Genomic DNA, 20,785 nt, shown 5'->3' on the forward strand with positions numbered 1-20,785 from the left:
CACGCTGCGTTGATACGTTGCGCGCGCTCTGTTGTGTGCGGCTCGCTGTGCTTGTGCGCTGAGGCGCTGTTCGCCCCACGAGCCGTGCGCCGCCTGGGCGCCCCACACGCTGCAGCTTATGCCGCTGTTGCCTTGCCGGCCTTCTTCGTGTCCATCAACGCGGTGAAGCGATCGAACAGATAGGCAATGTCGTGCGGACCGGGCGACGCTTCCGGGTGGCCCTGGAAGCAGAACGCCGGCTTGTCGGTCAGCGCGAAGCCTTGCAGCGTGCCGTCGAACAGCGAGACGTGCGTGACCTTGGCGTTGGCCGGCAGCGTGTCGGCGTCGACCGCGAAACCGTGGTTCTGCGACGTGATGACTACGCGGCCGTCTTCGAGATCCTTTACCGGATGATTCGCGCCGTGGTGGCCGGTCTTCATCTTCAGGGTCTTGGCGCCGAGCGCGAGGCCCATGATCTGATGACCGAGGCAGATGCCGAAGGTCGGGATGCCGCGCTCGATCAGTTCTTTAGTCGCCGCGATTGCGTAGTCGCACGGCTCCGGATCGCCGGGGCCGTTCGACAGAAACACGCCGTCCGGGTTGAGCGCGAGCGCGTCAGCCGCGGACGCTTCTGCCGGCAGCACGGTGACGTGGCAGCCGCGCTCAGCCAGCATGCGCAGGATGTTGTACTTCACGCCGTAGTCGAATGCGACCACACGGTACTTCGGCGCGTTTTGCGTGCCGTAGCCGGTGCCCAGACGCCATTCGGTCTGGGTCCATTCGTAGCTTTCCTTCGTCGACACGACCTTCGCGAGGTCCATGCCCGACAAACCCGGGAATGAGCGGGCGAGTTCGATAGCCTTCGCTTCGTCATCCGAACCGGCCAGAATGGCGCCGTTCTGCGCACCCTTGTCGCGTAGCACGCGCGTCAGCATACGGGTGTCGAGACCGGCGATGGCGACCACGCCTTCGTCCTTCAGGTATTGCGGGAGCGTGCGCTCCATGCGGAAGTTCGACGCGAGAACCGGCAGATCACGGATGATCAGGCCGGCGGCATGGACTTTCGTGGCTTCGACGTCTTCGGCATTCACGCCGACGTTACCGATGTGCGGATACGTGAGGGTCACGATCTGGCGCGCGTAGCTCGGGTCAGTCAGGATTTCCTGATAGCCGGTGATAGCGGTGTTGAACACGACTTCGCCGATCGTATGCCCGGGGGCGCCGATCGAGTAACCACGAAAGACCGTGCCGTCGGCGAGTGCGAGCAAAGCGGGAGAAAATGACGGCAACACGGGAGACTCCTTGGGGAACACCCTGTTGCCGACCTGTCTATCCGACTGCGAGCCGCAGCGAAACGCACCGACAGGATGCGCGCGCAGACTCGCTCGCGTACTGCTGGTAACGTCGCAAGGGGCGCGATGAGTCCATTGTGTAGACGGATCGGCTGGGGTGCGGGGCGTCAAAAGCGCGCGGCGGATGAACGGTATGGGAGAGGTAGGCGCTAGGGTGCGGGTTGATAAGCTCAAACCTTGGAATTATAGCGTGAAACTGCCCCTCCCTCCAAATCCGAGATGGGGAGCCGACGTAGCCGGGCACGATCCGAATCGGGTCAAAGCCTCGCTGCATATGGCTCGACGGCCATTCGACAAAATTTACACGGGCCAGAATCGGGATAGGACCGGTAAATATGACTCCCCTGGGAGCCCTGCGCGACAGCCTTAAATCTGCTGCCCGGCTCGCACCTGCACCGGTTGAAGCCGCGTGCGGCTGGGCAACACGTACCAGATCGCGCTCAACACTTGTAGCGCAACAAGAATGCCCCAGGCGGTTAGGTGTGCGGTCGCCGGATAATGTCCGCCACTGGCCGGCCAGCGCGACAGCACGGCCCCGACGCCAATCTGGAAGCCGAAAATCAGCAGAAAAATGATCAGTGTCAGCGTGGTATTCACCCGGCCGATCATTTGCGCAGGGAAATGGCGCGCCATGACCGCGTAACTGAGAATCCCGGTACCGCCGAAAATCCCGTACGCCGCCCAGAGCAGGCTCGCCGGCAGCGCCACGTTGAACATGATCAGCAGCTGGGTAACGACGAACAGCGCCATACCGATGCCGCAGAACACGTACAGCGAAATGCCGCGCCGCTCGAGGCTGCGCGCGGCCGCGCCGAAGCCCACGCAGCCGGCCATCATCGCGAAGCCGAGGACTGACACCAGCGCGGCGGCTTCACGCGGCTCGAAGCCCTGCACGTCACGCAACCAGGCGCCGACCCACAGCGATTGCATCGCGTAGAACACGCCCTGAGTGACGACCGAGAACGACGCGATCTTCCAGAATGCAGCGCTCTTCAGGATGTGCAAAGTGCCTTTGAACTGGGCGCCGAGACTTGCCTGGTGATGGGTTTCCTTGGTGTCCGGCGTGAGGGTCCACTGCGCCACCGCCACCAGCACCGTCAGCAGACCCAGGCCGACACAGACCGCACGCCAACTGGCGAAACTCAGCACCCACGTGAGCGGTGAGCCGACCATCACACCGCCGAAACCGCCGATCGCCATCACCAGCCCGTTCATCAGCGGCAGCCGTGCCGACGCGAAATGCTGTGCCAGCGCCTTGAAGGCGGCGCCTAGACACACAGACACACCGACGCCGATCAGCAGACGCCCAACCATCATCATGCCGACACTGTGCGCCGCGCCGAATACCCAGATTCCCAGCGCGGCAAATAGCAAGGTGACCGCAGTCACCCGACGCGCGCCGAAGTGATCGAGCAGCACGCCGGCCGGAATCTGCGCGCCCGCGAAGCCGAGGAAATACAGACTGGTCAGCAAGCCGAGATCAGTGGCCGACAAACCGAGATCGTGTGTGATAAAGGGTGCAAAGCCGAGATTGACGCCGCGAAACACGTAAGAAACAAAGTAACCGGCGGAAAACAGGAGAAAAACGCGCAACTGGGTCGACGACATAAGCTTTGAAATGAGCGGCCGACTTTGGCCTAAGCACGAAAGATAAATGAAATGCGCAAACTTCGCCTGAATTGATCTGCAGAATGAAAAACGCCGTCACCATAGGTGACGGCGTCGGAATAACACGGTGCGTGATCGGAGCGCAATTCATGCGCTGCCCCCGCAACGCATGTGGTCACTACCGTGGGTGCCGCTTTTTGGTCTACTTACCCTTCTTCGCGTTGGCCACGGTCTTCGGGCGGCTATCTGCCGCGGCCTTCGACGCCTTGCTGGACGTGGAAGCCGACACTTTCGTCACCTTGCCCTTGCTGGCGCCGGACGCTGTCGGCTTGCTGGTTTGACCCACCGGTTCAGACACCTTCACAACGGCGGAGCGGCCACGGCCCTTCTTCTTATCGTAGCGCGAATCGCTCTTCGTGTCTGCGACGCGGGTGCCGATCTTCTCTACGCCGCCGCCTTGCACGTCGGTCGCGATGCGCTCCGGACCGGGTTCGCTCGGCATCGCCTTGCCCACCGGCACGTGCAGCACGATCACCTGACCACGCGAAACCTGATCGCGATGCGTGCGATTCCACGCCTTCAACTGACCGATCGAGACGCCGTAACGCACGGCGATGGCGGCCATCGTTTGATTGCGGCGCACGCGGATCAGCATCTTGCGGGTATCGGGGACGTCCGGCTCCATGGCGAGCACGGCGCTTTCGGCGACGTCGGCGCTAATGTCCTCGTCGTCGTCCGAACCACGCGGCACCACGATCGTGGAGCCCGGCTTCAGCCGCATGCCGACCGGAATCTTATTCACTTCCATCAACGTGTCGGCGTCGACACCGATCTTTTGCGCGATCGCCGCGGGCGCAGCACGCTCGGTGACCGTGTACGTGGTCCACGACGACAGCGACCCGGAGTACGTCTTCAGATTGCGTTCGAATGCGCTCGCGTTATCGAACGGCAGCAAAATTTGCGGCTGGGTGGCGCCGAGAATCACCGGTTTTCTGAACGACGGGTTCAGCGAGCGGAATTCATCGGGCGAGAGATTCGCGAGTTTCGCCGCCGTGTCCACGTCGATGTCGTGCGAGGTCGTGACCGTCACGAAATACGGGTGGTTCGGAATCGACGGCAGTGTGAGCCCGTACATCTGCGGATTCATTACGATGTTCTTCACCGCCTGCAGCTTGGGCACGTAGTTGCGCGTCTCGTTCGGCATGCGCAGGCTGAGGTAGTCGGTAGGCAAGCCCGCCGCTTCGTTGCGGGCGATCGCGCGCTGCACGTTGCCCTCGCCCCAGTTGTAAGCGGCGAGCGCCAGTTGCCAGTCGCCGAACATGTCATGCAGACGCGACAGGTAGTCGAGCGCGGCGCTGGTCGAGGCCAGCACGTCGCGGCGCTCGTCCTGCCACATGTTCTGCTTGAGGTTGTAGGTCCGGCCCGTACCCGGCATGAATTGCCACATGCCGGCGGCCTTCGCCACCGACAGCGCCTGCGGGCTGTACGCGGATTCGATGAACGGCAGCAAGGCGAGCTCGGTCGGCATATGGCGCGCTTCGAGCTCTTCGACGATGTGGTACAGGTATTTCTGCGAGCGCTCAGTCATGCGCTGCACGTAGTCCGGGCGCTGCGCATACCAGTTGACCTGCATGTCGACGAGGTCGGTTTGCAGATCCGGCATTTGAAAACCACGGCGAATACGGCCCCACAGGTCGGCGTCCGCGCTCGTCAGTTGATTGACCGAGCCTTGGTCGACGTTGATCGTCTCTTTGGCGGAGGCTGTCTTGCGGAGGGCGTCGGCTACGGCTTGCTGACTGGCAGGATTTGTTGCGGTGGTGAGGCTATTCGTCGCCGGTCCCTGACTCGCGCAAGCGGCGAGTGTCAGGACCAACAACGCACTAAAGATAAATCGCATGAACGTCTCGGCTTCCACAAGGGCTGGAATTTGCAGCCGATAGTACGAAACGGCAACGTTTACGTCAATCGGAAAATGACGAAAAAAATCAAGGAAATCTTGGGCTTGGCGTATTTTTGCGATTCTTCGCGTGAGCAATACCCGAATGCAGACCAGGTCACCGGAAGCGGTTCTTCCATTCGCGCATCAGCGTAAATGCCGCTAAACGATCAGGCACTTTTTCGTGCAACTGTTCTTGCAAGCTTGCTTGAATCGCCGGGTTGCCGGCGCGCAAAAACGGATTCACCGCGCGTTCGTGGGCGATTGTGGTGGGCAGCGTCGGCACATGGCGCGCGCGCAATTCGCTCGCTTTGTCACGCCAGGCTTGCAGTTCGGCGTTGCCTGGCTCGCAGGCGAGCGCGAAGCGGATGTTCGACAACGTGTACTCGTGTGCACAGTGAACCTCGGTCGCGCCCGGGAGCGCGGCGAGCGAATCCAGCGACGCCAGCATCTGCCCGGGCGTGCCTTCAAACAACCGGCCGCAGCCGCACGCGAACAGCGTGTCGCCACAAAACACATGTGGCGTGCCGCGCGGGTCGGCGGCCTGAAAATAGGCGATATGGCCGCTCGTGTGGCCAGGCACGTCGAGCACGCTGAATTCGAGTGCGGGCGCCGCAATCGTCACGTGATCGCCGTTTTTGAGACGATGCGTGAGGTGCTGGATCGCTTCACCGGCGGGGCCGTACACGGGAACGGCCTGGCCGTTCAGCAGATCGGCCACCCCACCGACATGGTCTTGGTGATGGTGCGTGAGTAAAATAGCGCTCAGCCGCCAACCCCGTTTCGCCAGATAGGCGCGAACGGGGGCGGCCTCACCCGGATCGACGACCACCGCGTGATGCCCGTCGGAAACGACCCAGATGTAATTGTCATCAAACGCCGGGACCGGTACGTACTCGAGCGCATTCATAGGCGACGCATTCTTTGATATGACTGACCGAGCGATTATAGACTGGCCCGCCTGGACTGACTCGCCACCCGGCCGCTACGTACTCGAGTGGGAACAGACCCAGCTCGATCGCGTGGTGTCCGACGTGTTCGGTTACCATGCGCTGCAACTCGGCCTACCTCAGCTCGACGCCTTGCGCGAAAACCGCATGCCGTGCCGCGGACTCGTGCTGGACGCAGCGAGCGGCGCGAGCGCGCCCTACGCTTTCCCGCGCGGCCTCGGGCGTGCCGGCAATGGCCTGGCGAATGATTTGGGGAACGGCTCCGCGCCAGGTCTGCCCGCGGGTCTGTCGGCGCCAGCCGGGCGTAGCACGGTCTGGTGCGACCTGCTCGACCTGCCGTTCGAAGCACAAAGCGTCGACCTGATCGTGATGCCGCATACCCTGGAATTCACGAGCGACCCGCACCGGCTGCTACGCGAAGCGGAGCGCGTGCTGATGCCCGAAGGCCAGCTGATCATTCTCGGCTTCAATTCGCTATCGCTGTGGGGCGCACGGCAATCGGTCGGCAAGGTAACCGGCCGGCCGTTCGTGCCGTCGGCAGTCGACCTGATCGCCTTCACGCGCCTGAAAGACTGGATCAAACTGCTGGGTTTCGACCTTGAACGCGGACGCTTCGGCTGCTATCGTCCGCCGCTCGCCAGCGATCAATGGCTGTCCCGCTATGGTTTCATGGAAGCCGCCGGCGACCGCTGGTGGCCGATTTTCGGCGCCACCTACATGATCAAGGCGATCAAGCGCGTGCGCGGCATGCGCCTCGTCGGCCCGCTGAAAGTGAAGAAACCTGTCCTCGCCGCGGGCCTCGCGCCCGCCGCCACTCCGAACACACGCAACCACACTCAATGACTTCCGACATCATCGATATTTATACCGACGGCGCCTGCAAGGGCAATCCCGGCCGCGGCGGCTGGGGCGCGCTGCTGCGCTTCGGCGACCAGGAAAAAGAACTGTTCGGCGGCGAACCCAACACCACCAACAACCGCATGGAACTAATGGGCGTGATCGCCGCGCTCGAGGCACTCAAGCGCCCCTGCAAGGCCGTCGTGCACACCGATTCTCAGTACGTGCAGAAAGGCATCAGCGAATGGATTCACGGCTGGAAGAAAAAAGGCTGGATCACTGCCGCGAAGCAACCGGTAAAAAACGCCGACCTCTGGAAGCGGCTCGATGCGCTCGTCGCGCAGCACGAAATCGAATGGCGCTGGGTCCGCGGCCACAACGGCCACCCGGAAAACGAACGCGCGGATCAACTGGCCAATCGCGGTGTCGCGTCACTCGCGGAAATGTGATGCGTGCTGTGACGCCCCGCAGCGACACCGGCGCACGCGCCCTCCTTCTTTGCTGATTTTTTTAGAGCAGGCTAATCCGACATGCGTCAACTCATCCTCGATACCGAAACCACCGGCCTGAATGCACGAACCGGCGACCGGATCCTTGAACTCGGTTGCGTCGAAATGGTGAACCGCCGGCTCACGGGCAACAACCTGCATTTCTACATCAACCCGGAACGCGACAGCGATCCGGGCGCATTGGCCGTTCACGGCCTGACCACCGAGTTCCTGAGCGACAAGCCGAAGTTCGCCGAGATCGCCGATCAGATTCGCGACTTCATTCAGGACGCGGAGCTGATCATTCACAACGCGCCGTTCGACATCGGCTTTCTCGATGCCGAATTTGCGCTACTGGGCTTGCCGCCGGTGAAAACCTACTGCGGCGAGATCATCGATACCTTGGCGCGCGCCAAGCAGATGTTCCCGGGCAAACGCAATTCACTCGACGCCCTGTGCGATCGCTTCGGCATCAGCAACGCGCACCGCACGCTGCACGGCGCGCTGCTCGACTCGGAACTGCTCGCCGAGGTTTATCTGGCGATGACACGCGGCCAGGAAAGCCTCGTCATCGACATGCTCGGCGATTCACACGGTGGCGGCGATGCGCACGCGCCGCGCATTGCGATCGATTCGCTGAATCTGACCGTGATTGCCGCGAGCGAAGACGAAGTCGCCGCACATCAGGCCGTGCTCGACGGTCTCGACAAAGCGATCAAAGGCACAAGCGTGTGGCGCCTCGAACCTGCTCCGGCTGCGGATGAGCAAACCGCTTAAAAAGTACTAGACGAGTGGAAAAATCCCTGACATAATTCGGCTCTCTTCGGGTGGTTAGCTCAGCGGTAGAGCACTGCCTTCACACGGCAGGGGTCACAGGTTCAATCCCTGTACCACCCACCAGAATTCGCGGGTTTCCGAAGAACCGCAAAAGAAAGCCCTCGAACGAAAGTCGAGGGCTTTTTTGCTTTTGCTTTTGCTTCTGATTGCATGCATGCGCTGAATCGATCACGTGTGGCGCATGTCGATGCGCACTTGCGCCTGCACTGCTTCGAAGTCAACACCGAACTTTCGTACGATTGCGGTCGCTAAATACTGCTGATATAGTCAGTTTTCGGGCACTCGCCCCGTCTACTTTCTTCACCTCATTCGACTACAGGGAGGCGTCACATGTTCGCAGTGCATATCGTCGTCCCTGGGATGGTCTCACGACCGTTCTCGCGACCTTAAAGTCGTCGCGTTGTCGCTCACGCGGTTCTGCCTGAACAGGCGTCCGCGTAAATCCCAGACAGTCCGTAGTCTTATTGCCGGCATTGTTGTCAACGCAGCCCGGCTCGCTTGACTGTCTCTTCCTTTCGCTTCTGACTGGAACCTCGGTGCGCTCGCGCGCCACCGGGTCGTGGCAAATGACCAGAAAAAAACTCGACTTTCGTGGACAGGCCTTCAAGGACGTCCTCGGCTTCACCTTCCTTCACTGGGCCAAACAGCCTTGGCGCATCTTCGTCATTACGGCGCTGGTACTGCTCTCGGCATTAGCCGACGTACTCACTCCGATGTTCGCCGGACGGCTCGTCGACGCGATCGCATCGGGCTCTGCCGGCGACACCATCGCGTGGCACGCTGCCATCACGGCCTTCTGCGTGCTGGGCGCGCTCGGGCTCGGCGCCACGCTCCTTCGCCAAGGCGTGTTCTTCAACATCATCAGGCTGACGCTCAAGATGATGAGCGAGATCGCCGCGAATGCGTTTCATCGCGTGCAACGCTTTTCGACGGACTGGCACGCCAACAGCTTCGCCGGATCTACGGTGCGCAAGATCACGCGCGGCATGTGGGCGCTCGATCTGCTCAACGACACACTGTTGATCGCGCTGTTCCCATCGCTGGTCATGCTGGTCGGCGCGACGGTGCTGCTCGGCTGGCGCTGGCCGATGATGGGCGCGGTCGTCGGTATTGGTTCGGTGCTGTATATCGTGGTGACCGTGGCTATGTCGCTCGGCTTCGTTGCGCCCGCTGCACGTCTCGCCAACCTATGGGACACGCGCATGGGCGGCGCTCTCGCCGACGCCGTCAGTTGCAATGGCGTGGTGAAAGCGTTCGGCGCTGAAGAGCGCGAAGAAGTCCGGCTCGAGCACGTGATCGGCAAGTGGCGTCATCGCACGCGCCGCACGTGGATGCGCGGCACGATCAACGGCGGCTTGCAGGGCGGCATGCTGGTGGCAATCCAGGCCGCCATTCTCGGCGCCGCGTTGCTGTTGTGGGTGCGCGGCGAAGCGAGCGTCGGCGACATCACGTTCGCACTGACGATGTTCTTCATGCTGCAAGGCTATCTGCGCGATGTGGGCATGCACATCCGCAATCTGCAGCGCTCGGTCAACGATATGGAAGAACTGGTATCGCTGGAGAGCCAGCCGCCGGGCATCGAAGATCGGCCCGGCGCGGCCCCGATCGTGATCGGCAAAGGCGAAATTCGCTTCGAGCACGTGACCTTCCACTACGGTGCGAAAGCCACGCCACTTTATGACAATTTCTCCGTGCGCATCGCGCCGGGAGAACGCGTCGGGCTGGTCGGGCATTCGGGCTCCGGGAAGACGACCTTCATCAAGCTGATCCAGCGGCTGTACGATATTTCGGAAGGCCGGATCACAATCGACGGTCAGGACATCGCCCGTGTGAGGCAGGCGTCGTTGCGCAGCCAGATCGCAATCGTTCAGCAGGAGCCGGTGCTGTTTCACCGCTCGCTGGCGGAGAACATCGCCTATGCGCGGCCCGGTGCGAGCCGCGCCGAGATAGAGCGCGCCGCGAGGCTCGCCAGTGCGCACGACTTTATCGCGGCGCTGCCTCAAGGTTACGACACGCTGGTGGGCGAACGCGGCGTCAAGCTCTCGGGTGGCGAACGCCAGCGCGTGGCAATCGCGCGGGCGTTTCTCGCGGACGCGCCAATCCTGATTCTGGACGAAGCGACCTCGAGCCTCGATAGCGAAAGCGAAGTGCTGATCCAGCACGCCATGGAGCGGCTGATGATGGGCCGCACGACGCTGGTGGTGGCGCACCGTCTTTCCACCGTGCGAGCGCTGGACAGGCTGCTTGTGCTGGACAAAGGCAAGGTCATCGAGGAAGGCCGTCACGAGGCGCTAGTCAAACTCGAGAACGGCCTGTACAGGCGCTTGTTCGAACGTCAGGCGCTGGGGCTGATCAAGGACTTGGACGATTCGGAGGTCATGCACAAGACCGATGGCGCGAAGGCGAATCGGCTCGATGATTCAAGCTTGCTGGTCGAGAAGTAAAATTGCTGCAAGCAGTGCGTGCGGGACGCCATGCAGACGCCGCCGGTAAGAGGCACTTTCTGCTGGCGTTGCGCACGCCCTTCTCCGTCCACCCGTGGCCGCGGCATAACTCGTGTGATCCGCTCGACGGTACTGCATGCGCCCGGCGTGTCGCGAACCAAGGCGTTGAACCGGCCAGAGCCCCCAACGCGTGACTAAACCACGCCCGCAGGCAGCCCGATACCGCGCGCCATGCCGGTAGCCGCGAACACCATCAACACCAGCAATACGGTCTGGACCACACTGAAACGTGCATACGTACGCGCTTTTCGCAAATCGGGTGGAGCGCCGTTCCTGATAGAAGCTCGCCAACGTATCAGGCCGAGCATCGTCGGGACCTCGAGGATGAGTATCAGCACGAGCAGCGTAATCTTGACGTGAAAGAGCGGCTCATGAAGGTAATAGTCGGCGCCCTTTTCGAAACCACCGAAAGCGCGCATCAGACCGGTAACGATCAATACCAACGCCGAAATGCCCCACCGCGAGTCAGAGCGGAATACGGATCGCAACGCAGCGGGCACGCTGGCTCGCCGCAATGACCAGGTGCGCCGGAGAATCGACGCGAGGGCAAAGCCATAAGCGAGTAGATGAAGGGCGGCAAGCAACCAGCGAACCAGCATAGCGACTCCTGCAAACGACGCAATACGATCGATGTAGGTCTCACCCACCCACCGAAACGCCGGGTGGCACTTTTTCACTTCTTATTATCGACTACAGCTCACTCTACGACGCCCGCTTCGGCGGCGAGATGTGGCCGACTGCACAAAGCGCCCGATTCAGACTTGCCGCAACGACGTGTCGAGCGCACGCGCGGCGACCCGATCGCCCTCGGTAGTCAGCGCGGTACGGAACACGGTTTGCCGATTGTGGCCTGCCGCAGCCGGCGAATCCCATAGCAGTTCGATTTTCGGACGTCGTCCGAAGCCGCCGCGGGCCAACGCAGGCGCGCCCACCGGACCGAGCGGCGCCGCTGGCCCACCCGGCTGGCCAGCAACACCGAACGCCACCGCGGGGGCAGGCGTTGGCGTCGCGCTTGCGCCGTGATCCGCCGCCCATCGTACAGACAATTCGCGGGCGTCGTACTGACCCACCTTGCGACGCTCGGCCCAGACGACCACCGTGCGCGTGACCGGATCGAGCGCGACCGCGTAGCGGCCGATTGCAAAGCGTCGCGCCGCGATATTGGTTCGCCACAGCGCGCGCGGCCGGCAAATCCACATGACGGCCGCGTACAACGCCGGCGCAGCCAATAGCCAGCCGTTGGTGGCCGCCACCGCTTGTGCGGCGCGCCGCCAACCCGCGCTCGCCGCAAACGCGCCGACCGACCAGACCGCAAACAGGAATCCGAGGAAAGCAAACAGGCGCAGTGCCTGCCGCAGCCATTGCGGCAGCGGATGAAAGGGACGCTCGGCCACGGCGCGCGCGCCCGGCAGGAAGATCAGCAGGAACAGGAACACCAGGTTGATGCATGCCCACGGCGAGGACACCATCGCCGACAGCGATGCGCCCAAGTCCATCTGCGCCATCGAAAAAAGCCAGCGAGCAAGGAGCACGAGACCGATGGCGCGCAACGCGAAAATCGTTCCGGCGCCGGGCGCCGCGTTCGCACGCGTCTCTTTCGTTCTCGGCAAAGCATCCTCCTGTCGTCGGCGGGCGCCGCAGCCAAATTTGCGGCACGGCCATTATAGGGATATTACCGAGACCGGCTCACCGTTACCGGTCTCAAAACTGCACTTTCTGCCGCTCACGGTGCCAAAACGCGGCGCGCATGCAACAACGCCCCGTGGGCAAGATGCACGCGGGGCGTTGTTGGGGTGCAGCCGGACCACCTGATCGCCGGGGACGCCGAGCCAAAGGCACCCAACGCGCTCCGGCAAGCCGGCCTGACTGCTTTTACTTACTGTGCTTAGCTAGCGTTGACTTCGCGCAACACCGTGCGATGCTTCTGACGCAGCAACTCTTCGTAGGTGGCGACGTAGTTCTGCGCCATCACCTTCGACGAGAAGCGCGACTCGAACTCCGCACGCACCTTGGCGCGCGGCAGCGTGTGCAGGCGCTTCACAGCGGCAACAGCACTGATTTCGTCTTCCACGACGAAACCCGACACGCCGTTTTCGATCACTTCCGGCACCGAACCGCGGTTGAACGCGATCACCGGCGTACCGCAAGCCATTGCTTCGATCATCACCAGACCGAAGGGCTCCGGCCAGTCGATCGGGAACACCAGTGCATGCGCGTTGCCGAGGAACTCACGCTTTTCGGCTTCACCGATTTCGCCAATGTATTCGACGTGCGGGAGCGCCATCAGCGGCTTGATCACTTCTTCGTAATAGGCACGATCGGCCTTGTCGATCTTGGCGGCGACCTTGAGCTTCATGCCTGCCTGGCCGGCGATGCGGATCGCGCGGTCGAGACCCTTCTCCGGCGAGACGCGGCCAAGGAATGCGAGGTAGCCCGGCTCGACGTCCTTGATCGGCGTGAGCACGTTTTCCGGCAGGCCGTGATAAACGGTTTGCAGCCAGTTCGCCTGTTGCAGCGGCATGCGCTGGTTGTCCGAAATCGACACCACCGGCACGTCGCTGAACGTATTGAAGATCGGTTGCAGTTCCGGCAGATCGAGACGGCCGTGCAGCGTAGTCAGGAACGGCACCGGCTGGCGGGCGAACAGCGAGAACGGGTAGTAATCGATGTGGAAATGCAGCACGTCGAATTCGTCCGCGCGGCGGCGCACTTCTTCGAGCAGCAGCATGTGCGGCGCCATCACGTCGCGAATGGTCGGGTCGAGGCGCAGCGCCTGCGGCCAGAAAGCTTCGAGTTTCGCCGAGGTTTGCGAATCGCCGCTTGCGAAAAGCGTGACGTCATGGCCCTGTTCAACCAAAGCTTCAGTCAGGTAGGACACCACGCGTTCCGTCCCGCCGTAAAGCTTGGGAGGAACCGCCTCGTGCAAGGGAGCGATTTGAGCGATTCGCATAATGAAGAACTCCTCGTAAAAAATCAGGCAAAAGTACTGCGTTTGGTAAAAGCGACTCGCTTGCTCGCCAGGGCAGTCTGGCCGGATATGCCGGCGCGGGCCTGATTCTTTCGAGAAATCCTGCGATGGATCGCTTGGGTAGTGAGCCCAGATCAGCTGTTCAGTGTCTGCGCATGTGCCGGTAAACGCACACAAAGCACCTACGTTGACAAACTGTCAGATATTTCGGTGGGCCAACAGAGCATGCATTATCGGTGCCGGGGATCTCGCTGCACCACAACATTTCAAAGTCTTTACGTTGTTACAAAGGCGAAACACTTTACAAACCCTTGTTTTATAAGACAGTTCTACAGTAGCAACTGGCTTGCAACGCTGACCCGAAGACGGCAGCTGTAAGTTCCTGCGTCAACTTTACCGGCAGGCATTGAAGAAATGCCGCACCGCGTTGAATGCAATTTGTAATTATATCCCGAAATAGCCCGCAGCTCGCGTGAACCACCGCCCCCATCGGCAGGTCAAGCGAGCATCAGATCGCGGTCGTCTATCGCGAAATCAATCGCGCCATCGCCCGGATACACAGGGCGCAATCGCTTTTGCATGTTTACAATGCGAAGCATCGGCTTCGTGGCGAACTCTTTCGCAGTGGCCCATGCCTTGCAAGCACAACCCGAAACACATCGACCTCACGATCAATTGGAACACTTAACCATCGCCCAGCGTAATGCCCAGAACGCAAAGCTTGCGAGCTATGCGCATAGGCCGCTTGCGTTTCTTTTCCGCTTTATCCGCCGCCATCCGCTCGCGCATGCGATCGTTCTGTGCAGTGTGTTTGCGGCCGTGGGCTGCGCGCTCGCTTCGCAATATGCGATCAAGCATCTGATCGACGTGCTCGGCGAAGGCCGGCATCATCCCGGTCCGCTGTGGGGCGCGTTCGCCATCCTGGTCGGCCTGATCGCAGCGGACAATCTGCTGTGGCGGGTCGGCGGCTGGGTTGCCGCGCATACGTTCGTGGCCGTAACCGGCGACTTGCGGCGCGATCTGTTCCAGTACTTGAGCGGCCACTCGCCTACTTACTACTCGGAGAAACAGCCGGGCATGCTGGCGAGCCGCATCACGGCCACCTCGAACGCGGTCTACACCGCCGAAAACACCACCGCCTGGAACGTACTGCCGCCGTGTATCGCGGTGCTCGGCGCGATCGTGATGATCACCGCGGTGAATCCGCTGATGGCGGGCGGGCTGATGCTGTGCTCGGCCATTCTGTCGGTCGTGCTTTATAAACTTGCCGGGCGTGGCTCGGCGCGGCACCACCATTTCGCGACCAAAGCGGCGTCAGTGGACGGCGAATTGGTCGACGTGATCAGCAATATGGGTCTCGTGCGCGCCTTCGGCATGACGATTCGCGAGCAGCAGCGTTTCGGCGCAACCGTCAAGGCGGAAATGGATGCGCGCCAGCAGAGCCTGCTGTATCTGGAAAAGCTGCGCCTGCTGCATGCGGTGATCACCGCGCTGCTGTCGGCGGGCTTGCTGGGCTGGGCACTGTGGCTGTGGGATCAAGGCCGTGCGACCTCCGGCGACATCGTGCTGGTCAGCTCACTCGGCTTCACGATTCTGCACGGCACACGCGATCTGGCCGTGGCGCTGGTCGACGTCACGCAGCACGTCGCGCGGCTCGCGGAAGCCGTTCGCACCCTGCTTGAACCGCACGGCATGCCGGATCGCGATGGCGCCTCCGAACTCGTGCCGCAAGGCGGCCGGGTCGATTTCGAAAGCGTGACGTTTGCCTACCCGCGCCGCCGGCCGATTCTCGATCACTTCGACCTGCATATCGAGCCGGGCCAGCGAGTCGGCCTGATCGGCAAGTCGGGCGCGGGCAAGTCCACCGTGCTGGCGCTGCTGCAGCGGTTCTATGAGACGCAGGGCGGCGCCATCAAGATCGACGGTCAGGACATCGCCGCGATCGCCCAGGACAGCTTGCGCCACGCAATCGCGCTGGTACCGCAGGATATTTCCCTGTTCCATCGCACGGTGTACGAGAACATCGCCTATGGCCGCCCTGAAGCAAGCCGCGACGAAGTGCTCGCCGCCGCGCGCGAAGCCCGCTGCAGCGACTTCATCGAAGCCATGCCGGAAGGGTACGACACCATCGTCGGCGACCGCGGCGTCAAGCTGTCCGGCGGACAGCGCCAGCGGATCGCGATTGCGCGGGCGATCCTGAAGAACGCGCCGATCCTGCTGCTCGACGAAGCCACCTCGGCACTCGACAGCGCATCGGAAGAAGCGATCCAGAAGGCGCTCGACCGGCTGATGGTGGGCCGCACGGTCATAGCGATCGCGCACCGGTTGTCGACGTTGAACACGTTCGACCGGATCATCGTGATGAGCGCCGGCAAGGTGATCGACGACGGCAGTCCGGAAGAGTTGCGCCAACGGCCGGGCCTGTATCGCGATCTGCTCTTGAAGCAGCACGGCAAGGGAACCACGCTGCATATCGGCGGCAAGAAGGTGGACGAACAGCACGTGGTCTGAGCAACGCGCCGCCCTCTGCTACTTCAGAACCAAACAAAAAAGCCGCTTTCGAGCGGCTTTTTTGCCTTCCGGGGCGGTACTAACCGCGCCCGACAGTCACCTATCCGACCGTGGTTTCGCGCGCGGTCTTCTTACCCGATCCGGCACGCACCTTCACGGTTCGGGTGCTCTTCGCACCATCGACGCTCTGAAGATCGCGCATGAAGTTATCGCGCCACACCGACACGTTGTTCTCGCGCAACTGCACCATCATGTCGCGATGACGCGCCTGACGCTCCACAAGCGACATCTCCAGCGCCTTGGCCAGCGCCTCGGCCATACCGTCAATATCGACCGGATTCACGATCAACGCGCCATCCAGTTCCTGCGCGGCACCGGCAAAGCGTGACAGCACCAGCACGCCCGGATTCTCCGGATCCTGCGCCGACACATACTCCTTCGCGACAAGGTTCATGCCGTCGCGCAACGGTGTGACGTAGCCGACATGCGCCGTGCGAAACAGCGCGGCTAGCACGGAGCGCTCGTACTGCTTGTGGATGTACAGGATCGGCGTCCAGTCCAGCTCGGCAAAGCGGCCATTGATACGCCCCGACTCCCCTTCGAGCTGCAGGCGGATGTCCTGATAGGCGTGCATGTCGGCGCGCGTCGGCGGTGCGATTTGCAGGAACGAAACCTGGTTGCGTTGCGCCGTAGCGTGTTCCAGCAGACGCTCGAACGCGCGGAAACGTTCGACCAGTCCCTTCGAATAATCGAGGCGGTCCACGCTCATGATCAGCTTGCGGGAATGCAGCGCGGTCTTCATCGTGCGCACCGGCTTGCCGCGCTCGCCCGCTTTCGCGAGCTCGGCGATTTCGTCCGGATAGACGCCGATTGGATAAGCCGCCGCGCGCAAGGTGCGGCCGAACGCGTGCACGGTCAGCGGGCCGCTGCCCGACATATCGACCGTACCGTTTGCCTCATTGACGATGTAATCGCAGAACGCCCGCAAATCCGGCGCCGTCTGAAAACCGAGCAGATCGAACGAACAGAGCGCTTCGACCAGCTCGCGATGCGGCGGCACGGCCAGCAGCACCTGCGAAGCCGGAAACGGAATATGCAGAAAGAAGCCGATGCGATTTTTCACACCGGCCGCGCGCAGCGCCTGGGCAAACGGAATCAGGTGGTAGTCGTGGACCCAGATCACATCGTCTTCGCGCAATAGCGGGACGAGTTGCTGGGCGAGCCACGCATTGACACGGCAATAGCCTTCGAAGTCGTGCCGGTCGTACTGCAGCAGATCGGCGCGATAGTGGAACGCGGGCCACAGCGTGGCGTTCGAGAAACCGCGGTAGTACTGGTCGTAGTCGCGGCGCATCAGCGCGATGGTCGCGAAGGTCACCGGTCCGCGCTCCTCGACCTTGATCTGCGGCTGGCCCGAGCTGAGCACGTCGCCGCTCCAGCCGAACCACATGCCGCCGGTTTCCTTCAGCGCGTCATACACGCCGACCGCCAGACCGCCTGCGGCCGGACCGCCTTCCGAAATAGGTGCGACCCGGTTCGATACGATGATCAGTCGGCTCATGAAGCGCGATTCCCGATGCAGTAAGTCATAGTCGTTGGGCGATGCGGCGTCACCATCACGCTCCGCGCGCGGCCGCGACAATCGATTCCAGCCAGTCGAGCAACATCGTGACAGACTCGACGCGCGTATGCGCCGTCGTGTCGCCCGCGCCCACCTTGATCGACAGGCCACCGCGCTCATCGACGACGGCAAAGCCTTTCTCGTCGGTCAGATCGTCGCCGGCAAACACTGGATTGCGGCCGACGAACGGCGGCTCCTCCAGGAACGCGCGCATCGCTCGGCCCTTGTCGACATCTTTCGGTTTGATTTCGTAGACCATTTTGCCCGGCTGCAATACATACGAGCCGGGGTAATCGCCAACCAGCCGCTCGGTCGCCTCGCGCGCCACCGTCTCGCGGTCGGGCGCATTGCGGTAGTGCAGCGCCAGCGCTGCGCCTTTGATTTCGAGCAGCATGCCCGGATGTTCGTTGACGACCTGCGCGAGCACCTGCTCCATGCGCAACAGGCGCTCGTCGTGAAAGCCGATACGCTGCGTGTCGCCGTTCGCGTCGCGCCGCTCGGCACCGTGCAGACCGGCGATCGGCAAATCGGGCATGCCGAGAAAACCGTCGATGCTGTCGATGCCACGGCCCGACAAGATCGCGACCGCACCGTTCGTGAGACTGCGCAACTCGCTCAACAACTCGATGACGCGTGGTTGCACCAGCACGCCGTCCGGCGTGGGTGCGAGTTCGACGAGCGTGCCGTCGAAGTCGAAGAAAAATGCCGTCTCGCTGGGAGACAGAACAGCCGGAAGTGCTTGCATCGGTTAATTTTGCCTTTCAGCCTTCTGCGGCCGGAAAAGTGTGCGCATCTTACCGCGCATCCGTCAATTTTTCGAGGAAGTAAGCCAGGACGCAAGCCTGTCCGGGCGGCACGGCCGATGCCACGGACGATTGCGTTCAAAAAGAGAACAATCCGGCTTCAGCCAGCTTTCAGTCGCCTGCGTCAAATTGCCTCGCAAACCATGCGCCCGCCGGCGCTCTACGACGTCATCAGACATTTTGCGATACAGTCGCAGCCACGCAGACCATTGCAGCGACGACCCTATTTGCTCACGATGACGGGCCGCGCGCTTTGTACGAACTACGCCGCGTCCATTCACGGGCAGCGTCACCCGGCACTCTTCAATCGAGTCATTGAACCCTGCTTTGTTCCCGATCATCTCGTCCCACCAGCAGCAGCCGAATCTCACAACGCCGCGCCGGCCGTGGTCCGGACGCCTGGTCGCCTTGGCCGTCATGGTGGGCGCGCTAACCGGCTGCACGCATCGCACCGAACCGTTCCAGTTGACCAATGTGACCGGCCACCTGCCGGATCTCGATTTCACGCTGACCGGCGACGACGGCCGCGCCGTAACCGGTGATTCGTTTAAGGGCCGCACCTCGCTCGTCTACTTTGGCTACACGCACTGTCCGGACGTCTGCCCTGAAACGATGGGCCGCCTGATGCAGGTGCTCGGCAAGCTCGGCCCGGACGCGCAAAAAGTGCGCATCCTGTTCATCACGGTCGACCCGGCGCGCGATACGCCAAAAGCCTTGCATGACTACGTCGGTGCCTTCGACTCGCAACACGCCGAGGGCCTGACCGGCACGGACTGGCAAATCGAGTCGCTCGCCAAGCGTTACCGGGTCGCCTATCAGATGGAAAAGCGCGACCCCAACGGCAATTACGAAGTCACCCATAGCTCGGCCGTCTACGTGTTCGATCAGCAGGGCCACGCTCGCTTGCTCGCCACCGATCACGATACTCCTGATGCGATCGCGCAAGACCTGCGCCGTATCATTGATGACCGTTCCTGACCCTTCCTGAGTTCAACCATGTCGATCAAGATCAAAACGTTCGCCGCACTAAGCTGCACCGTCGCTCTCTCATTCGGTTTCGCAACGGCCGCGTTTGCCGCTGGTACTAACGCGATCAGCGCCAAAGACGCGTGGGTGCGCTGGCTGCCTAACAACCTGCCCGCGGCCGGCTACGTGACGCTGGTGAACGCAAGTGACAAGCCGGTCGACCTCATCGACATTTCGAGCAACGACTACGGCGACGCAATGCTGCATCAAACGGTGTCCAACGGTTCGACGCAAAAGATGGTGATGGTCGACAGGCTGACGGTGCCCGCGCACGGCCAGGTCGCGATCGCGCCCGGTGGCTACCACGTGATGCTCGAAGACGCGAAGCACAAGGTCGCACCAGGCGACACCGTGCATCTGACGCTGAAGTTCTCCGACGGCGAAACGCTCGATACGCCGTTCGCCGTCAAGTCGCCCGCCCAGACCAAGTAACGCGCTACGATGAACCTGTTCTACTGGCTCGATCCCTGGGAGTTTTCGCCGACCGTCGTGATCGCCTTGCTCGTACCGGCGATCCTGTTTGTACGCGGCGCGCACAAAGCGAAGGTGTCGATTCTCCGGCGCATTTCCTTCTGGTTCGGGCTGGTCGCGTTGTATATCGCGCTGCATACGCGGCTCGATTATTTCTTCGAGCATGAGTTCTTCATGCATCGCGCGCAGCATCTGGTGCTGCATCACCTCGGGCCGTTTTTTATCGCCCTGTCTTATCCGGGCGCGGCGTTGCGCGCGGGCATTCCATTCAGCTGGCGGCAGCGCTTCGTGCGGCCTGCGCTGCAAACCCCGTTGGTGCGCAAGCTGCTCGACGTGGTGATGCATCCGGTCGTCGCCGTCGCGCTGTTCGTCGGACTGATCTACTTCTGGTTGATGTCGCCGATTCATTTCGTGGCGATGCTCGACTGGCGGCTTTATCGCGTGATGAACTGGAGCATGGTGATCGACGGCTTGCTGTTCTGGTGGCTCGTGCTCGATCCGCGGCCGGCGCCGCCGGCGCGTTTGTCGCCTGGGAAGCGCGTACTGGTGGTGATCGCCGCGATTCCGCCGCAGATCATGCTCGGCGCGTTTATCTTCTTTACACCGCGTGAGCTGTATCCGATCTATTCGATCTGCGGCCGCGCCTTCACGTGGCTGAGCCCGATGCGCGATCAGCAGATCGGCGGCCTGCTGCTGTGGATTCCGGGCTCGATGATGAGCGTGATCGGCGCGCTGGTGGCGTTGCGTCACTGGATGAGGCTGTCGGCACGCGGACGTCTGCGCAGCGAGCGGCACGCAAAGGCGAGGCAAGGCTTGGCGCAAGCCGCGTCAGCGCCTGCGAGCAGCCACCGCTGATCATTTCGAATCGGTTGAAGTCGCAGCGTTTGAAGCGGG

The 20,785-nt window shown here is 62.1% G+C and carries 17 protein-coding genes and 1 tRNA gene; 9 read left to right on the forward strand and 9 right to left on the reverse strand.

What is annotated here, in order from left to right; all coding sequences use genetic code 11:
• Nucleotides 1-116: 116 nt before the first annotated feature.
• The 4 genes from carA to gloB all read right to left on the reverse strand — a co-directional run bounded on the left by carA (nucleotide 117) and on the right by gloB (nucleotide 5,785).
• Nucleotides 117-1,271: a glutamine-hydrolyzing carbamoyl-phosphate synthase small subunit gene (gene carA, locus KHO31_RS03450; protein WP_201084612.1), complete on the reverse strand. Its 1,155-nt coding sequence runs from the start codon at nucleotides 1,269-1,271 to the stop codon at nucleotides 117-119.
• A 426-nt stretch (nucleotides 1,272-1,697) separates the two neighbouring features.
• Nucleotides 1,698-2,939: an MFS transporter gene (locus KHO31_RS03455; RefSeq protein WP_201070081.1), complete on the reverse strand. Its 1,242-nt coding sequence runs from the start codon at nucleotides 2,937-2,939 to the stop codon at nucleotides 1,698-1,700.
• Between the two features lie 202 nt (nucleotides 2,940-3,141).
• Complete coding sequence (locus KHO31_RS03460; protein ID WP_201084613.1) at nucleotides 3,142-4,836, reverse strand: transglycosylase SLT domain-containing protein; 1,695 nt, start codon at nucleotides 4,834-4,836, stop codon at nucleotides 3,142-3,144.
• A 157-nt stretch (nucleotides 4,837-4,993) separates the two neighbouring features.
• On the reverse strand, nucleotides 4,994-5,785 hold the full coding sequence (gloB, locus tag KHO31_RS03465) for a hydroxyacylglutathione hydrolase (protein WP_201070086.1): 792 nt from the start codon (nucleotides 5,783-5,785) through the stop codon (nucleotides 4,994-4,996).
• Between the two features lie 19 nt (nucleotides 5,786-5,804).
• Here gloB and KHO31_RS03470 point away from each other — a divergent pair, with 19 nt between their 5' ends.
• The 5 genes from KHO31_RS03470 (at nucleotide 5,805) to KHO31_RS03490 (ending at nucleotide 10,431) form a co-directional block, all read left to right on the forward strand.
• A complete protein-coding gene (locus KHO31_RS03470; RefSeq protein WP_201070088.1) occupies nucleotides 5,805-6,668 on the forward strand; it encodes a class I SAM-dependent methyltransferase in 864 nt (287 codons plus the stop codon).
• Nucleotides 6,665-7,111, forward strand: a complete 447-nt coding sequence (gene rnhA / locus KHO31_RS03475; protein WP_169485743.1) for a ribonuclease HI — start codon at nucleotides 6,665-6,667, stop codon at nucleotides 7,109-7,111. The genes KHO31_RS03470 and rnhA overlap by 4 nt, the downstream gene beginning before the upstream one ends.
• A gap of 81 nt (nucleotides 7,112-7,192) precedes the next feature.
• Nucleotides 7,193-7,927 carry a DNA polymerase III subunit epsilon gene (gene dnaQ, locus KHO31_RS03480; protein ID WP_201070090.1) on the forward strand — a complete coding sequence of 245 codons (735 nt, stop codon included), beginning with the start codon at nucleotides 7,193-7,195 and terminating at the stop codon, nucleotides 7,925-7,927.
• Nucleotides 7,928-7,975: 48 nt separating this feature from the next.
• Nucleotides 7,976-8,050 (forward strand) — tRNA-Val (locus KHO31_RS03485).
• Nucleotides 8,051-8,553: 503 nt separating this feature from the next.
• On the forward strand, nucleotides 8,554-10,431 hold the full coding sequence (locus KHO31_RS03490) for an ABC transporter ATP-binding protein (RefSeq protein WP_211622782.1): 1,878 nt from the start codon (nucleotides 8,554-8,556) through the stop codon (nucleotides 10,429-10,431).
• 194 nt (nucleotides 10,432-10,625) lie between these two features.
• On the opposite strand, the gene KHO31_RS03495 is transcribed toward KHO31_RS03490, so the two are convergent.
• The 3 genes from KHO31_RS03495 to KHO31_RS03505 all read right to left on the reverse strand — a co-directional run bounded on the left by KHO31_RS03495 (nucleotide 10,626) and on the right by KHO31_RS03505 (nucleotide 13,441).
• A complete protein-coding gene (locus tag KHO31_RS03495; protein WP_201070094.1) occupies nucleotides 10,626-11,090 on the reverse strand; it encodes a DUF2214 family protein in 465 nt (154 codons plus the stop codon).
• Between the two features lie 156 nt (nucleotides 11,091-11,246).
• Entirely contained in the window at nucleotides 11,247-12,101 is an 855-nt protein-coding gene (locus KHO31_RS03500) for a hypothetical protein (RefSeq protein ID WP_201070097.1), read from the reverse strand.
• A 275-nt stretch (nucleotides 12,102-12,376) separates the two neighbouring features.
• On the reverse strand, nucleotides 12,377-13,441 hold the full coding sequence (locus KHO31_RS03505; RefSeq protein WP_201070100.1) for a glycosyltransferase family 4 protein: 1,065 nt from the start codon (nucleotides 13,439-13,441) through the stop codon (nucleotides 12,377-12,379).
• A gap of 693 nt (nucleotides 13,442-14,134) precedes the next feature.
• On the opposite strand from KHO31_RS03505, the gene KHO31_RS03510 reads away from it, so the two are divergent.
• The gene (locus KHO31_RS03510) at nucleotides 14,135-15,970 is read left to right on the forward strand and encodes an ABC transporter ATP-binding protein (RefSeq protein ID WP_201070103.1); all 1,836 of its coding nucleotides are present in this window, start codon (nucleotides 14,135-14,137) and stop codon (nucleotides 15,968-15,970) included.
• A gap of 100 nt (nucleotides 15,971-16,070) precedes the next feature.
• Here KHO31_RS03510 and otsA read toward each other — a convergent pair whose 3' ends face one another.
• Nucleotides 16,071-17,531 (reverse strand): alpha,alpha-trehalose-phosphate synthase (UDP-forming), encoded by a 1,461-nt coding sequence (otsA, locus tag KHO31_RS03515; protein ID WP_211622784.1) that lies wholly within the window; start codon nucleotides 17,529-17,531, stop codon nucleotides 16,071-16,073.
• A gap of 55 nt (nucleotides 17,532-17,586) precedes the next feature.
• Nucleotides 17,587-18,336, reverse strand: coding sequence for a trehalose-phosphatase (gene otsB, locus KHO31_RS03520; RefSeq protein WP_201070107.1), 750 nt, complete (start codon nucleotides 18,334-18,336; stop codon nucleotides 17,587-17,589).
• Nucleotides 18,337-18,811: 475 nt separating this feature from the next.
• Between otsB and KHO31_RS03525 the strand changes: the two genes are divergently transcribed.
• The 3 genes from KHO31_RS03525 to KHO31_RS03535 are packed head-to-tail and all read left to right on the forward strand — an operon-like array spanning nucleotide 18,812 to nucleotide 20,746.
• Nucleotides 18,812-19,372, forward strand: coding sequence for an SCO family protein (locus tag KHO31_RS03525; RefSeq protein ID WP_201071084.1), 561 nt, complete (start codon nucleotides 18,812-18,814; stop codon nucleotides 19,370-19,372).
• 18 nt (nucleotides 19,373-19,390) lie between these two features.
• The gene (locus KHO31_RS03530; RefSeq protein WP_201070109.1) at nucleotides 19,391-19,852 is read left to right on the forward strand and encodes a copper chaperone PCu(A)C; all 462 of its coding nucleotides are present in this window, start codon (nucleotides 19,391-19,393) and stop codon (nucleotides 19,850-19,852) included.
• Nucleotides 19,853-19,861: 9 nt separating this feature from the next.
• Nucleotides 19,862-20,746: a cytochrome c oxidase assembly protein gene (locus KHO31_RS03535; RefSeq protein WP_201070111.1), complete on the forward strand. Its 885-nt coding sequence runs from the start codon at nucleotides 19,862-19,864 to the stop codon at nucleotides 20,744-20,746.
• The last annotated feature ends 39 nt before the right edge of the window (nucleotides 20,747-20,785 follow it).

Origin of the sequence: Paraburkholderia domus (assembly GCF_905220705.1) — a bacterium.
Taxonomy (GTDB): Bacteria; Pseudomonadota; Gammaproteobacteria; order Burkholderiales; family Burkholderiaceae; genus Paraburkholderia; species Paraburkholderia domus.